The 16485-nt window shown below is 32.0% G+C and carries 17 protein-coding genes; 14 read left to right on the forward strand and 3 right to left on the reverse strand.

The annotated features are described in order from the left end of the window. Positions 1–64 precede the first annotated feature (64 nt). Entirely contained in the window at positions 65–490 is a 426-nt protein-coding gene (locus N534_RS0111870; protein ID WP_197017707.1) for a barstar family protein, read from the forward strand. A 376-nt stretch (positions 491–866) separates the two neighbouring features. Here N534_RS0111870 and N534_RS0111875 read toward each other — a convergent pair whose 3' ends face one another. Then, positions 867–1766 (reverse strand): SDR family oxidoreductase, encoded by a 900-nt coding sequence (locus N534_RS0111875; RefSeq protein WP_038006052.1) that lies wholly within the window; start codon positions 1764–1766, stop codon positions 867–869. Positions 1767–1876: 110 nt separating this feature from the next. On the opposite strand from N534_RS0111875, the gene N534_RS0111880 reads away from it, so the two are divergent. The 12 genes from N534_RS0111880 to N534_RS0111935 all read left to right on the forward strand — a co-directional run bounded on the left by N534_RS0111880 (position 1877) and on the right by N534_RS0111935 (position 12084). Continuing rightward, the gene (locus N534_RS0111880; protein ID WP_051435917.1) at positions 1877–2209 is read left to right on the forward strand and encodes a helix-turn-helix domain-containing protein; all 333 of its coding nucleotides are present in this window, start codon (positions 1877–1879) and stop codon (positions 2207–2209) included. A 21-nt stretch (positions 2210–2230) separates the two neighbouring features. Continuing rightward, on the forward strand, positions 2231–3103 hold the full coding sequence (locus N534_RS0111885; RefSeq protein ID WP_028892702.1) for an AraC family transcriptional regulator: 873 nt from the start codon (positions 2231–2233) through the stop codon (positions 3101–3103). A 38-nt stretch (positions 3104–3141) separates the two neighbouring features. Then, a complete protein-coding gene (locus N534_RS0111890; protein WP_197017718.1) occupies positions 3142–3936 on the forward strand; it encodes an MBL fold metallo-hydrolase in 795 nt (264 codons plus the stop codon). Beyond that, positions 3936–4349 carry an ester cyclase gene (locus N534_RS0111895; RefSeq protein WP_028892704.1) on the forward strand — a complete coding sequence of 138 codons (414 nt, stop codon included), beginning with the start codon at positions 3936–3938 and terminating at the stop codon, positions 4347–4349. Before N534_RS0111890 ends, N534_RS0111895 begins: the two co-directional genes overlap by 1 nt. Before the next feature lie 197 nt (positions 4350–4546). Further along, complete coding sequence (locus tag N534_RS0111900) at positions 4547–5353, forward strand: hypothetical protein (RefSeq protein WP_028892705.1); 807 nt, start codon at positions 4547–4549, stop codon at positions 5351–5353. Positions 5354–5507: 154 nt separating this feature from the next. After that, positions 5508–5780 carry a hypothetical protein gene (locus N534_RS0111905; protein ID WP_028892706.1) on the forward strand — a complete coding sequence of 91 codons (273 nt, stop codon included), beginning with the start codon at positions 5508–5510 and terminating at the stop codon, positions 5778–5780. A 24-nt stretch (positions 5781–5804) separates the two neighbouring features. Further along, complete coding sequence (locus tag N534_RS0111910) at positions 5805–6359, forward strand: hypothetical protein (protein WP_231517326.1); 555 nt, start codon at positions 5805–5807, stop codon at positions 6357–6359. A gap of 468 nt (positions 6360–6827) precedes the next feature. Further along, positions 6828–8171, forward strand: a complete 1344-nt coding sequence (purB, locus tag N534_RS0111915; protein WP_028892708.1) for an adenylosuccinate lyase — start codon at positions 6828–6830, stop codon at positions 8169–8171. Beyond that, a complete protein-coding gene (locus N534_RS0111920; RefSeq protein ID WP_028892709.1) occupies positions 8171–8587 on the forward strand; it encodes a hypothetical protein in 417 nt (138 codons plus the stop codon). Before purB ends, N534_RS0111920 begins: the two co-directional genes overlap by 1 nt. 2 nt (positions 8588–8589) lie before the next feature. Next, positions 8590–9369, forward strand: a complete 780-nt coding sequence (locus N534_RS0111925; protein WP_028892710.1) for a TerC family protein — start codon at positions 8590–8592, stop codon at positions 9367–9369. 80 nt (positions 9370–9449) lie between these two features. Beyond that, a complete protein-coding gene (locus N534_RS0111930) occupies positions 9450–9773 on the forward strand; it encodes a hypothetical protein (RefSeq protein ID WP_028892711.1) in 324 nt (107 codons plus the stop codon). A 58-nt stretch (positions 9774–9831) separates the two neighbouring features. Continuing rightward, positions 9832–12084: a TonB-dependent receptor gene (locus N534_RS0111935; protein ID WP_028892712.1), complete on the forward strand. Its 2253-nt coding sequence runs from the start codon at positions 9832–9834 to the stop codon at positions 12082–12084. 70 nt (positions 12085–12154) lie between these two features. Here the strand turns inward: N534_RS0111935 and msrA are convergent, their stop codons facing one another. Next, positions 12155–12814 (reverse strand): peptide-methionine (S)-S-oxide reductase MsrA, encoded by a 660-nt coding sequence (msrA, locus tag N534_RS0111940; RefSeq protein WP_028892713.1) that lies wholly within the window; start codon positions 12812–12814, stop codon positions 12155–12157. A 146-nt stretch (positions 12815–12960) separates the two neighbouring features. Here msrA and dnaX point away from each other — a divergent pair, with 146 nt between their 5' ends. Continuing rightward, positions 12961–14658 carry a DNA polymerase III subunit gamma/tau gene (gene dnaX / locus N534_RS0111945; RefSeq protein ID WP_028892714.1) on the forward strand — a complete coding sequence of 566 codons (1698 nt, stop codon included), beginning with the start codon at positions 12961–12963 and terminating at the stop codon, positions 14656–14658. Here the strand turns inward: dnaX and N534_RS0111950 are convergent. Then, on the reverse strand, positions 14647–16473 hold the full coding sequence (locus N534_RS0111950) for a sodium:proton antiporter (protein WP_028892715.1): 1827 nt from the start codon (positions 16471–16473) through the stop codon (positions 14647–14649). The genes dnaX and N534_RS0111950 overlap by 12 nt on opposite strands. Between the last annotated feature and the right edge of the window lie 12 nt (positions 16474–16485).

Genomic DNA, 16485 nt, shown 5'->3' on the forward strand with positions numbered 1-16485 from the left:
GTTGTAGGTAATTTAAGAAACCGTGATAATACGAAAAGAAATTAAGGACGATAATGAGCTTTACTTGTATTTCAATGACAAATTGATTTACAAAAGATGGTTGAATTATGGATATTCCAAAGTGTTTGACAAAATGGCTTATGGAAAAGACACTTTCGTTAGTATTATCGAAGATGAATACGGAAAAATTCGACATAGAAGAAAGATTTTCATAAACGGAGAATTTTGCGAAACCAAAGAAGACTTTTGGAATAAATATGTAGCGGAAATTGACTCTGAATCTGGAAAATTATTCGGAAAGAATCTTGACGCTTTTAATGACGCAATAACAGCGGAAGGACCTGGATTTCCAGGAGATTGTATAATTGAAATTATCGGGACTGAAAAACTTGAAAAAGTATTTGGGAAAGAAGATTTTGACTTTATAATCGGACTATTGAGAGATGCAGAATTTGTTGACCTGATAATTGAAAAAGAAAATATTGAATAAAAAACTACCTACAACAATGTATAACCGCAATTACGGCGGATTCGACTACGTCCGAATCCACTCGGAATTGCTAACGCCAGTTCTAAACCGAAAATAATCGCTAATTTAACCCGTAACTGACGGTTATACTGAAACGTTGGCAGCAAGCTGAAATTCTAACCTTTCATAAATTAAGTGCATAAAAAAGAATATAAAACACCACACGCAATCTAATTGTATTTTTAAAAGGAATGCCGTAAAAAAAATGAAGTCATCTAACCAGTATTAAACTATTAAGATTTAAATATTGAAAGGTAGCTTACGGTTCATCTTTTTAACTAGAAAGCTACCTCTCAATCATAACCAATACTATATTCTATAATACCTTCTATTTTTTTTAAGACTTAAAAAAATAAGATATGTTCTCCTCAGCCCAATCTTTCAATGACGTCATATTAACCGGTAATTTTTCTAACACGGCGTTCATGTTAGGATTGAATTTCTTAGGATATTCATTTCCGTTTTGAAGACTTTCATAATATGACGCCACACTTGCTGCACCTGCCTCACCTAAAAATGGCGCCATAATCTCTTCAAACTCATTTGGAGATTGACTATAATACACATTTTTTTCTCCTACGCCATTAGAAAATTGTTCAGCAGATTCGTTACCTTTTAAATTTTCCAAACCACTAATCTGGAAACTATCCGCTTTTAAATCTTCGTTATAAATAGCTTCTACTACAAATGCACTAACATCTCGGGAAGCTATCCAACCAATAGGCATGGCTTCGGGTGTTGGATAGGCCAATTTCTTTTCATTTGTTATAAACGGTGCACAAAAGGGTCCCATTAAGTTTTCCATATAAATAGTGGGCTCTATAATTACATAATTTACACCACTGTTAATAAGATAATCTTTTACATCCAACTTTACATCATCTACAGGCGATCCTACTTTTTGCGTTTCCAACCACCCACTTGTATTCCAAACCAATTTCTTTACATGATTTTCCTTTGCTGCATCAATTACATTTTTGGCATACTGCAAACCGTCAAATGGATTTTGTAATGACACAGGAATCATAAAAGCTATCGCATCAACCCCTTTGCTAACCTCTAACATTTTATCAGCATCTTTCATGTTCGCCAAAACCGGAGTAGCCCCTGCCTGTTTTAATTTCTCAAAATTTTCCTCTGAGCTTGTTACCGCAATGACTTCTGCTCCTTTTTTTATTCCTTCAGAAATGACATTAAATTGTTGTGAACCCGTAGCCCCAAATACTAATATTTTCATTTTACTTTTATTTAAAATTATTTGTGCAAAAATAGATTAACACTTACTTTTGTACAAGTACTTACTATTTAGTCAAGTACTTACTAAATAGTTAGAAATACTGAAAATCAATGACAAAAAAATCAAAAATAATTCCACCTTGTGATAATAACTGTCCTGTAAGAGCCTCTTTAACCTTGTTAAGTGGCAAATGGACTTTAATGATCTTGTTTCAAATAAACAAAAATGTCATGCGATATGGCGAGCTTAAAAGAGCTATACCTGGCATTAGTGAAAAAATGCTGATACAGGAATTGAATATGCTTGTAGAAAATAAATTGGTTAGTAAAAAAGTCTATCCACAAATTCCACCAAAAGTGGAATACCGATTAACAAAGGTTGGCTTACAAACCTTACCTATTGTTGACAAGTTAGCCGAATTTGGTCAAGAGCATCTCGTTTAATAGTCTTAAAAAATTAAAGCATTGAAAACCATACTTTTTAATAAAACAGAATGCGGCGTTGATTTTTTACTCAATGTAATACATGATTCAGGAATAGCTCAATCTTATATGCTTTCTGAAACTCATAATGCTGATTATTTTGAAATCATCGTTTTTAAGAAAGGGAATGGTTGCGTATATATTGACAATAGGAAAATAGAAATAAAAAGTAATAGTATTTTATTTATTTCACCTTATCAACTCAAGAAATGGGAGGTTAATATTGAAGCGCTGGATTTTACGATTTTAATTTTTAAAGAAGAATTTTTAAATGAGTTCTTAAACGATAAACTATTCACGTATAAACTTTTATACTTTTATCAATATGACCATCCAATGCGGCTAGATTTAGACTTTGAAAAAATTCAAGGTACCTGTAATATTTTACAAGAAATCAAGTCCGAACTCGTTTCTCCCAACTTAGATAGTGCCCATATTATCCGTTCTCTTATTTATTATGTATTGCACCGTCTTAATAGAGATTATGCCAACCAGAACCATTTGCCTTTTCAAATTGACACCTCTAATTATGCCTATGCTTTTAAAAAATTGTTAGAAGAACACATTAAAGAAAAACAGCGCATAGAAGACTATAGCGACTTACTTGGGATAAGCAGAATAACACTTAACAAAGCCGTAAAAAAACAATTTCATCAAACTGCAACCCAACTTCTAAAGAACAGACTGCTTACAGAAATTAAAAATGAGTTACTATACTCAAACAAAACCATAAGTGAAATTGCTTTTGGTTTGGGGTATTCAGAACCGAATCATATGATGCGTTTTTTTAAAAAACAAACAGGATTTACCGCTAGTGAATTTCAATCGAGTTATCAAAATGGTAGTTTATCATAACTGATAGGTAGAAACATACCCTTATTGTCTTCGTAATTTTGTACCATAATCAAAACACTAGAATTATGAATATACAATTGATAAGAAACGCTACCATGGTGGTTGAGTATGCCGGAAAGAAAATGTTGGTTGACCCTATGTTTTCTAAAAAAGGAACATTGGCTCGTGGCCCTATGCCTGCCAAAGATTGGAATTGGAAAAAAAATCCAAACAATGATCTTCCACTTCCTATTGAAGACATTATTAAAGACATAGATTTTGTGTTTTTAACACACCTTCACTTTGACCATTGGGATAAAGCTGCAGAAGAAGCTTTACCAAAAGATATTAAAATTTTTGTTCAGGATGAGAATGACAGAAAAGTCATTGCCAAAGCTGGGTTTACTAACCTTGAAATTTTAAGCGAGAATTCAAAGTTTGAAGACATTCAACTAAGTCGAACGAAGGCACAACACGGCAAAGGGTTTATTCTTAAACTAGCTGGTCAAGTAACAGGCATGGTGATGCAACATCCGTCAGAAAAAACACTTTACATCGCTGCAGATACCGTTTGGTACGAAGAGGTTGAAAATACCATTACGAAATTTAATCCAGAAGTCATAGTTGTTAATGGTGGCGATAACAGATTCGTTATTGGAGACCAATTGATTATGAGTAAAGAAGATATTTATAAAACACATCAAGCAGCACCACTAGCAGATATTGTTGTTGTGCATATGGAAGGGGTTTACCATAATACACTTACAAGACAAGCTTTAAGACAATTTGTAAATCAAAAATTAATTAGCAATAGCATCATCATTCCGGAAGACGGAGAAACAATACAACTGTAATGGAAAACAATTTAGAATATAACAAGCAGTTAGTACGTGATTTTTACACTGCTGTTGACCGCGAAGATTATGATGCTGCCAGTGCCTTTTTACACGAGGATTTCACATTCTATGTTCAAGTAGACAACCCTATACCTGGGGCTGACGGGTTTGTCGCTTCGGAAAAGAAAAATTTTGATGCTTTTGGAGATTTCTCATTCCAAATCATAGATCTTATCGCCGAAGGTAACAAAGTAGCGGTTTATATGATTCACGAAGGCACACATAATAAAAATCCATTGATGGGATTGGAACCCAAAGGAAACATTATCCGGTTTTCATTGATGATGTGGCTAACGATTGAAGATGGCAAAATTATAGAAAAACGCGCTCATTTTGATCGAACAGACATTAAGGAACAGGCTGTTAGATAATGATAGGCAATCTTTCAAATTAAAGAAAAAAGCCAGCAGCCAACAATATATAAAAGCAATAGCGGTTCGGGTGAAAACTCGCACCGTTTTTGTGTTTATTAAGTATATTGCTAATCGAAAAGCAAGCGCGTGTTAATCCGCTACAGCTCTTATACTAACCGTTGGCAGTAATAAAAAAAACAGACACCGAATGCATTATGAGTAATGATAAATTCTTTAGTAAATCAAATTTATATCCTACTATTTGGGCTATTATTGTTGGATTACTCGCTTTTATTGGCGGGCTTTTTTGGGAAAATATTAATGGTCCAAATGAAGTTCTAGTTTTAAATAATAAAACTGAAAAAGATACAACAGTTACAATCATTCAATTCAAACCAGACCAAGAATATTTTGAAAAACTTACCAAAATGACCTCTAAGTCTGTTAAAAAGGAATATGCTAATAATAAACCTTCCAATAAAAAAGAAACAATTGATTCGTTAACCTTAGCAATTGTTAAAGACTATCAACTAAAATTTGATTCTTTAAGATTGAAAGTTTCTGAAATACCTAATCCCAAAATAAATAATAAAATAACATCTTCATCTTCACCAGAAACGAAAAGCAGTAATTCCCAATTACAACGTCCTCTTTTCAGATTGCCTAAAATTGTTGAGGGTTACGTTGAAAATAAAATAAACTCTTTTGCAACAATTGACATCAACTCTAATGAATTTAAGAAAAAAGAGAAAGTAATTATTAATCTTGATTTCTTCAATAAACAAACATTACAGAAAATAACACCTGTATTTATTGATATTGTTGAACCTAAAACAAAAAACAGTGTCTATCAAATATGGAGTGAACAATATGATATTAAAGATTTGAGAAATATTATTTCTTTTTCTGCGGATTTCAAACCAGGAAAATATATTCTGACAATTGGATTTTATAATAAAGATGAATTAAACAAAAAATATCCCACGAGATATGCGAAAAAATTTAACATAGAAATAAAATAACTACTGCCAACACCGTATAAAATTAATTGCTAGTTCTAGCCTACTTACGAAAGTCCTCGCGGACTTTCTATTGGCGTTTTATTTGCTAAATTTAGTGCTTAAACATGCAACAAACCATATACAAATCCGTCAACATTAATTAGAAACGAAAAAATTGACAAAAATATTTATATATATATCACTCCCTTTATTTTTAATTTCTTGCTCAACAAATGATAAAAAATTAGAAAAAGGTTGGTGGAAATATGGAGAAGGTTACTACATTGGTGATGTCTTAGATTTTAAAAGGCATAAACTGAGTAACGATACTATTTTCATAAATGATAAACCTATAGCTTTATTAACTAAATATGAAAATTTTATCAGTAAAAGAATAGTTATTAAATCTTTAGAATCTGATGAAACTGGAACTTATCATAATAAATAAAATCTAAGCATGTGTAGATATGGAATGACAACATATAAACCTCATTATGCTTGTTTTAAGTGTAGAAAAACATTTAAAAGGAAATTAGAAAAAGATATTTATGATGGATTTAATAACTCTAAAGAACAGAATCCTGCTAAATGTCCTGAATGTGGTGAACTAATGGCTAATATGGGACTAGATTTTGAGTCGCCTAAGAAAAAAGACATAAAATCTTGGGAACACATTGCAACTCTATATGAAGTAGGAATTACATTCCATTCTTGTGGTTCTAGTGGACCTGGGTATATACCATCAAATTCTGATGAATTGATTAGTCACTTTTCTAAAATAAAAGCTGATTATATTGAACACCAAAACTTTTGGTCTAGACGAAAGTCTGACCCAGAAAATCAAAACGAAATAGCTAGGGATATAGATCATAATTGGGAGTATCTAAGTCAAATACCTCCAGAAATGAAAACTGGCTCTAAAAAGAAACCCCTATTTAATGCTAAAGAAGCGCAAAAATATTGGAATCAAAAAGTATTAGAAATTCAATCAAAAATTGATAAAATAACTAATGCTAACAATATATAAGAAAATATAGAGCTTCATGGGTAATTAAAAGGTCTGTATTTATTTTGCAAATCCGCCAAATATAAAATTTGGGGTTTATGAGAAAAAAGATAAAAGCAAAATATTTATATTTAGCTTATCACCTACCACCCTACGTTTATTATACTGAACGTTAGCTACAATTCTTTTATACAATTCTCTACACACTTTATTGAATACTCTCGGCACGCTCCGTTAACATCACGGCATGGGTCGCTGATACTACGGCATGCTCCGTTAACACCACGGCATGGGTCGCTGATATTACGGCAAGCTCCGTTAACACCACGGCATGGGGCGCTGATAGTACGGCATGCTCTGTTAACACAACGGCATACTTCTTTGTCCCTAAATGAGATTGCTTTTATTTAGTACTAAAATTCCTGTAGTTTATCTCTAAAAAAAGGGAAGTATTTTCTATTTTTGTGCCTTTCAACACAACAACAAAACATGAACTTAACAGAATTAAACGCCATCTCTCCTATTGATGGTAGATACCGTAACAAAGTAGCAAGCTTAGCGAACTATTTTTCAGAAGAAGCTTTAATAAAATATCGTGTAAAGGTAGAAATTGAATATTTCATTGCTTTATGTGAAATTCCATTACCTCAATTAGCCGATTTCAACAAAGATTTATACGCTGATTTACGTAAAATTTATGAAGATTTTTCTGCTGAGGATGCGCTAAAAATTAAAGAAATTGAAAGCGTTACCAACCACGATGTAAAAGCTGTTGAGTACTTTATTAAAGAAAAGTTTGACGCTTTAAACTTACATAAATATAAAGAATTTATCCACTTCGGATTAACATCTCAAGATATTAACAACACTGCTATTCCATTATCTATTAAAGATGCTATGGAAGAAGTATACTACCCTACTTTAGATACTTTAGTTTGCAAATTAGCTGATTTATCTGAAGAATGGGAAAACGTACCAATGTTAGCAAGAACTCACGGGCAACCAGCCTCTCCTACCCGTTTAGGTAAAGAGTTTTTTGTATTTGTAGAACGTATTAACAATCAGGTTATTCACATTCAACATACACCACATGCTGCGAAGTTTGGTGGAGCTACCGGTAATTACAATGCACACAAAGTAGCGTATCCAGATATCGACTGGAAAAACTTTGGTACTCATTTCGTAGAGGAAGTTTTAGGTTTACACCACTCATTCCCTACTACGCAAATTGAGCACTACGACCACATGGCAGCTTTATACGACGGATTAAAGCGTGTAAATACGATTTTAATTGATTTAGATCGCGATGTTTGGACGTATGTTTCTAACGACTACTTCAAACAAAAGATTAAAAAAGGTGAAGTAGGTTCATCTGCAATGCCACATAAAGTAAATCCTATTGATTTTGAAAACTCTGAAGGAAACTTAGGTATTGCCAATGCAATTTTTGAGCATTTATCTGCTAAATTACCTCTTTCAAGATTACAACGTGATTTAACGGATAGTACGGTATTACGTAACGTTGGAGTTCCTTTTGGACACACGTTAATCGGTTTTGCTTCTACGTTAAAAGGATTGAACAAGTTATTATTAAACGAAGCTAAATTTGCTGAAGATTTAGAAAATAACTGGGCGGTAGTTGCTGAGGCTATTCAAACTATTTTACGTCGTGAAGCGTACCCTAATCCATACGAAGCGTTAAAAGGATTAACACGTACCAACGAAAAAATCAACAAAGATTCTATCGCTAATTTTATTGATACTTTAGAAGTTTCTGATGCGATTAAGAATGAATTAAAACAAATTACACCATCTAATTACACAGGTATATAATGAGATATTTACTTACTTTTTTAGTTTTATTTTTAACTATTTCGTGTACTCCAGAAAAAAAAGGAGACCCTACACGTTTTGTTCACGGAACCTTTGAAATTCCTGCTGGTGACAGCTACGGAAAAACAACTATCGTAAGAAAAGATAGTATCCAAATTGAAGAGTATACTAAAAAAGTAAGTATTTCAACTGACAGCTTGGTTACTGAAAAAGAAATAAAACACGTAGATACGCTTTACATCAAGTGGAAAAATAACTTCGCATATACTTTGCGAATGAAAAATCCGAAAACTGATTTAGATAAAGATCCTATATTTGTTCAAATAACTAAAGTAACTGATAGTTCTTATACTTTTACCGCAAGAATTGGTTACTCTAATTTTAAACAAGAAGGAACTGTTTATAAAGTAAATTAACTATGGAAATTTTCTTACAAGCTGATACCTGGGTTGCCTTACTAACCCTAACTTTTTTAGAAGTTGTATTAGGTATTGATAATATTATCTTTATTTCTATTGCATCTAATAAGTTACCAGAACATCAGCAAAAAAAAGCTACTCGAATAGGTCTTCTTTTAGCAATGATTTTTAGAATCCTTCTTTTACTAGGAGTTTCTTATTTAATTAGTATGAAAGATCCAATCTGGAATATTGATTTATCTTGGTTACAAGTAGGTGTTACAGGTCAAAGCTTAATTTTATTTGCTGGAGGTATATTTTTACTATACAAAAGTACTAGTGAAATTCACCATAAAGTTGAAGGAAGAGATGAAACACATGCTTCTAACAACTCTAAAAAGAGAGTTACTTTACTAAATGTTGTAACTCAAATAGTATTAATTGATATTGTTTTCTCTTTTGATTCTGTGTTAACAGCTGTAGGTATGACAAACGGAATACAAGGAGCATTAACTATTATGATTATTGCTGTGGTTGTATCAATATTAATTATGTTAATGTTTGCTACTCCTATTAGTAATTTTGTAAACAAGCATCCTACAATTCAAATGTTAGCTTTATCCTTTTTAATTTTAATTGGGTTTATGCTAATTACAGAAAGTGCGCATTTATCTCACACAGTTGTTTTTGGACAATCAGTGGGTGCAATTCCTAAAGGATATTTATATTTTGCTATTACTTTTTCGCTTCTTGTAGAAATGCTAAACATGAAAATGAGAGGTAATTCAAAGAAGAGTTAAGAAAATATTATGATTATATAAAATAAAAACCGATAGTCTTATTGCTATCGGTTTTTTTATTTTTTCTATTTTTGCTGCCAGTGGCTCAATTCAAAAAACATATTGCTGTACTCAGTATATTCATGTTGTTATTACCTACGGTAATAGCAACAATCCACTTATTTGAAAATCACGAGCATGTTGTATGTACGTCTACTGATGAACAACACTATCACGCCCAAGAGCTTGATTGTTCTCTTGCTCATTTTCAATTCAGCACATTTACATATCAAACCGTAGAAAACTATGCGATAATTCCACAACATTTTTACAAATTAGATTACAACACACAACCACAGTTAATCTCATTTGTATATACTGATAAAAAATCTTCAAGAGCGCCACCTTATTTTACTGTATCTTAAACATTTGTTACAAACAACCAACAAAAAATTATAGTTAAAACAGTAAAATTCATTTTTAATGAAGACAATTTTTAATTTCCTATTTTTTATAGGAATATCTGCTGTATATGCACAAAACAGCTTATCAGGAAAAATTACAGATACTAATAACCAACCTCTTTTAGGAGTTGAAATATACTCTGACCAATTACATAAAGGAACCATTACCAATGAAGATGGTACATACAACCTACAAAACATCCCTAATGGAAAAGTAACTTTTAACTTTTCTTTTTTAGGATTTAAAACAATAGCTAAAGAGTTTATTTTTAACAATAAAAATATTTCTTTTGATGTACAATTAGAAGAATCGGTTTTTAAAATTGATGAAGTTATTATCTCTACCCCTTTCAACAAATTACAGTCTGAAAATGTAATGAAAGTTGAACGTCTTTCGGCTAGAGCGATTCAAAAAACTGGTGCTACAACATTGGCTGAAGGTATTACAAACATTGCAGGGGTATCTCAAGTTTCTACAGGAACATCTATTGGAAAGCCTGTTATTAGAGGTTTAAGCGGAAACAGAGTGTTAGTTTATACTCAAGGAATTCGATTAGAAAATCAACAATTTGGTGGTGAACACGGTTTAGGAATTAACGATGCTGGTGTTGCCGGTGTAGAAGTTATTAAAGGCCCTGCCTCTCTTTTATATGGTTCTGATGCTTTGGGTGGTGTTTTATACATCCAACCAGAAAAATTTGTCCCTGAAAATACTACAAAACTAAATGTTAGTCAACGTTATTTTAGCAACACCTTAGGTACAAATACTTCTCTTGGTTTTAAATCTTCATTAAAAAATTGGCAATTTTTAGCCAGAGGTACCTATGCACAACATGCAGACTATAAAACACCTGATTACAGAGTTACAAATACTCGTTTTAATGAAAAAGATTTAAAACTAGGTATTGGTTTTCATGAAAAAAACTTCTCTTCTGAATTACGTTATAACTTCAATAACTCTAAATTAGGGTTAACTGAAGGAATTGGTGAACAAACTAAAGAAACTCACTTAGAAACTCCGTATCAAGACATCGATAATCATATTATTAGCTTACATAATCATGTTTTCTTTAAAAACTCAAAATTAGACATCGATTTAGGGTACACGATTAATAATCGTCAAGAGTTTGAAGAACATCACGATCATGCAGAAGGTGAAACTGAAGAAGAGCATGAAGAAGCTGAAGCTGCTTTAGATATGAAGCTAAAAACTTTTAGCTACAATACTAAATACCACCTTCCTAAATTCGGAAAATTTGAAGTTTTATTAGGAGCACAAGGGTTGCATCAAACCAATACAAACTTTGGTGAAGAATTGTTAATTCCGAATGCAACTGTAAACGATTTTGGTGTATTTACTACTGCTAATTTCGAATGGAATGACAATACTTCTTTACAAGCCGGAATTCGTTACGATAACAGAGGAATTACTACAGAACGACACGAAGTAGCTCATGAAGATGAAATACACGTTTTTGAAGCTATAGATAAATCTTACAATAGTTTTACCGCTTCTTTCGGAGCAAAAACTATGCTTTTTAACACTATAACTTCTCGCTTTAATGTAGCTAGTGGATTTAGAGCCCCAAACCTTGCTGAATTAACTTCTAATGGGGTACATCATGGTACAAATCGTTTTGAAGTTGGTAATAATAACTTAGTAAATGAGAAAAATTTACAGTTTGACTTATCTTTAGATTACAATTCTGAACACTTTGAATTATTCGCAAACGGATTTTACAATAAATTAAACGATTATATTTATTTATCTCCTACTGGTGAAGTTGAGGATGGTGCCCCTGTTTACACTTACTTACAAGAAAATGCTAAATTATATGGTGGTGAATTTGGTTTTCATTTACACCCTCACCCTCTAGATTGGCTACATTTAGAAAGTAGTTTTGAAATGGTTATTGGAAAACAAGATAATGGTAACTATTTACCGTTAATTCCTGCTAACACGTTAAAAAATACGCTAAGAACTGAATTTTCTAACGAAAAATGGTTACCAAATGGATATGCTTCTGTAAGCTTACACTCATATTTTAAACAAGATAATATTAGTGAATTTGAAACAGCTACTCCTGCTTATAACCTTGTTAATTTAGGTGTAGGTGGTGATATACTAATTAGCAAGTATACCTTTACAACATCATTAACTGTAAATAATTTATTTGATAAGAAATATATTAATCACTTATCAAGGTTAAAACCTGATAACATCTTTAACCCTGGTAGAAATATTGTTTTAGGAATAAATTTCACTATTTAATCAAAAAATAACTCCCCAGTAATAATATTACTGGGGAGCTTTTATATAAACAAACTTTAACTTAATAAAGTTACCCGTCTTTTCTTTTTTTAAGCAATTCCGGAAACTTATGTTTAAAACGATTCAACCTAGGAACTGACACTTTTTTTACATACGGATGTTCTGGATTCAAACGTTTAAAGTTTTGATGGTACTCCTCTGCCGGATAAAACTTCTTAATCTTTTTAACCTCTGTAACTATTTTTCCGTCATAAACATCTTTATTTAGCCTTTTAATAGTCTTATCTATTATCTGCTTCTCTTCTTTTGTTTTATGAAACGCTATTGACCTATACTGTGACCCATAATCTGGATGTTGTCCGTTTTTCGTAGTTGGGTCATGTGAACCAAAGAAAACAGTTACCAATGTTTGAAAACTAACTATTTCCGGTTTGTAATACACTGCTACTGTTTCTGCATGTCCAGTCCTACCTCTTCCTACAACTTTATAGGTTGGATTTTCAGTATGACCTCCTGCATATCCAGATATTACTTCCTCTACACCATTTACACTTTCAAAAATTGCTTCAACACACCAAAAACAACCACTGGCAAAGTATGCTACTCTAGTGCCTCTCTGTTCTTGTTTTATATCTGAATTCTGTTGATCTTCATTTTCTAAAGAAAAACTCCATAAAATAGCCATTAAAAAAAGGACTACTAATATTGTTACTAGTTTTACTATCTTCATAAGTTTATCATTTATATTGTCTTTGTCGTATTAGGATTTCTTTTTTTACAATTGTTTACAACTTTAATATTTCCTTAATAGTTTTGTTTGCGTGTTGCCGTTGCGTTTTCTATTTTTGTTCATATAAAGATAAAGATAAAGTTTTAATGGAGCATTTTATAGTATCAGCACGTAAATATCGTCCTCAAAATTTTGCGGATGTGGTAGGGCAACAAGCCATCACCAATACGTTAGAAAATGCTATACAAAATAACCATTTAGCACAGGCTTTATTGTTTACAGGACCTCGTGGAGTTGGTAAAACATCATGTGCTCGTATCTTGGCTAAGCGTATTAACCAAGAAGATGCAACTACAGATGATGAAGATTTTGCTTTTAATATTTTTGAATTAGATGCTGCTTCAAACAACTCGGTTGACGACATTCGTAACCTTACCGATCAAGTTCGAATTCCACCTCAAACGGGTAAATACAAAGTGTATATTATTGACGAGGTTCATATGCTTTCTCAGGCTGCTTTTAATGCTTTTTTAAAGACTTTAGAAGAACCGCCAGCACATGCTATTTTTATTTTAGCAACTACCGAAAAGCATAAAATTATACCAACGATTTTATCTCGATGTCAAATTTTCGATTTTAAGCGTATTGGTGTTTTAGATGCTAAAGAATATTTAAAAATCATTTGCGACAAAGAAAATATTACTGCGGAAGATGATGCTTTACATGTAATTGCTCAGAAGGCTGACGGTGCAATGCGTGATGCACTTTCTATTTTTGATAGGGTTGTAAGTTTCTCTGGTAATAACTTAACACGTGAAGCGGTTACCCAAAACTTAAATGTGTTAGACTACGATGTGTATTTTAACATTACCGATTTATTATTAGCTAATAAAATTCCAGAAGTCTTAATGGCTTTTAATGAAGTATTAAGTAAAGGGTTTGAAGGACATCACTTTATTAATGGTTTAGCTTCTCATTTTAGAGACTTGTTAGTTGCCAAAGATCAAGCAACTATTGCTTTATTAGAAGTTGGTGATAATACTAAGAAACGATATTTAGAACAAGCAACAAAAGCAAGCATGCAGTTTTTAATGCCTGCAATAGATAAGGCAAACGATTGCGATTTAAAATATCGAGGAAGTAAAAACCAACGCTTATTGGTAGAACTTACTTTAATGCAAATTGCCTCTATCACTTTTGATGGAGCAAAAAAAAAATCTAGCAACTACATAATTCCTGCTACATTTTTTACTTCTTTATCTCCTTCAGTTAAAAAAACTGAAGTAAAACCAGCTACCTCTGTTGTTAGCAAACCACAAAAGGCTCAAGAAAAACCAGTTGTTACTACAAATGAGACTCCAAAGCCGACTTTAAAGAATATTAAACGTCGTACTTCTGCTTTATCTTTAAAAAGCTTACATCAAAAGAAAGATGTTAAAGTAAATTTAGATGAGGAAGAAAACTATGATAATCACCCTAAAACACCTTTTTCTCTTGATGAGTTGAAAGATGCTTGGAAAAAGTACTACTTTCAACTACAACGTTTAGGAGAACAAAGTATGGCGGCAATTATAGCCTCTGACGAACCTAAGTTACAAGAAGATTTTACCATCATATTTGCTGTACCTAGTGATTTAATGAAATCACAATTAGAAAAAGGAAAACCAAAATTATTACGATTTTTACGTGAAAAACTTAATAATTACGGAATACAAATTAATGTAAAAGTTAACGAAACTATAGAAAAAAAGTTTGCCTATACTCCTCAAGAGAAGTATGACAAACTCAAAGAAAAAAATCCGTTACTTGAAAAACTAAAAAGTACTTTTGGTTTAGATGTTTAGGTTTTTTCCTAAATAAACAACTATCCAACCTTCAATTTTCTTTACATCATGCTCAAACTCAGAAATTAACAAAATTTCATTCGTGTTTTTATTCTTAACTAGAATAGGAATAGACTTAATTTCATTATGTATTTTCTCTATTTTAGTCTTATACTCTTGAACTGAGTTTACTGGAGTTTCATGAATTTCTGGAAACTCTCTTACGGCTTCCATTATATTGATATAATCATCTTCAATTGTAAATAGATGATCTTCATCTTCGTAATCTTTTGTAATTACTTCTTGTGATGTAGCTAAACGATAAGCGCCTTGTTCACCAAAAATTGATGAAAAGTTTGAAATTACATACTTGTTTATTGAATCACTTCCTGTCATAGCTACTAAATAACCTACATCATTCAACTCAATATTATCAGTAAGCTCTTCGTCATAAATATTTACTTCTAACGACTCTAAACCTTCTGCTTTTGCTTTCTCTACATTTTCATTGTTAGCATCAATTAAAACTACTCTTCGCTTGTTATCTTTTAAATATTTAGCTATTAACCTAGCTACATCAGATGCTCCTACAATCATAATCGCATTAGATCGCTTTAAAAATACACCTACTATTTTCGCAAATAATCGTGCTGTGGTTGCATTCAACAATACCGTTCCTAACACAATCATAAATACTAACGGAGTAATATATTCAGCACCTTCTATTCCTTGTTTTAATAGTTTACTTCCAAATAACGAAGCAATACCTGCAGCAACGATACCTCTTGGTCCTACCCAACTAATAAATAGTTTTTCGTTAGTTTTTAAATTGGATTTTGATGTACTTAAAAATACCGCTATAGGACGTATAACAAAGACGATTAATGCAAATAGTAGTAATGTTTTCCAATCGTATAAAAGCATTAATTCTTTATAATCAATGTTTGCTGATAATAAGATAAATAATATGGAAATTAATAATACACTTAGCGATTCTTTAAAGTATAAAATTTCTTTTAAGTTTTTTAACTTACTATTACCCAGTACCATTCCCATAACCACAACAGCTAATAGCCCTGATTCATGAGCAAATAATTCTGATTCAACAAATACTAATAAAACAGTAGATAAAGAAACAACATTTAGCAGATAATGAGGTACCCATTTTTTATTAATAACAAAAATTAAAGCATGAGCAAATGTGAACCCAAAAGTAGTTCCGAATAATATAATTTTTAAGAATTCTAATAAGGCGGTTTGCGTAAAACCAGCACCTCCTCCAACACTAATAAACTCAAAAACAAGTACGGCTACTAAAGCTCCAATAGGATCAATTAAAATACCTTCCCACTTTAAAACTGCTGAAACATCTTTCTTTAATGGTATATTTCTTAAAATTGGGGTTATAACAGTTGGACCTGTAACAATAATTAACCCTGAAAATAAAAAGGATAACTCCCAACCTAAACCAAACACATAATGTGCAACAATAGCGCCTCCAAAAAAGGTAACTGCGGCTCCTAAAGTTATAAGTTTAGTAATTACGGGGCCTATATTTTTTATTTCACCCCTTCTTAAAGTTAAACCTCCTTCAAAAAGAATGATACTAATAGATAATGACACAAAGTAATATAAACCATCACCAGGAAATAATCCTTTTTCACCATTCCAAACGGGTTCTATCCATTTACTTCCATCTTCATTAAAAAATTCTGCTGCAATTGGCCCTACAAGTAGTCCAATTAAAATTAAAGGTAAAATTGCTGGAATTTTAAATCTCCAAGCTACCCATTGGGCTAAAATTCCTAGTATAATTATCCCCGCTAGTTCTAACATAGTTTATTTTTA

This window comes from Tenacibaculum sp. 47A_GOM-205m (genome assembly GCF_000518405.1).
Classification (GTDB): Bacteria; Bacteroidota; Bacteroidia; order Flavobacteriales; family Flavobacteriaceae; genus Polaribacter; species Polaribacter lutimaris.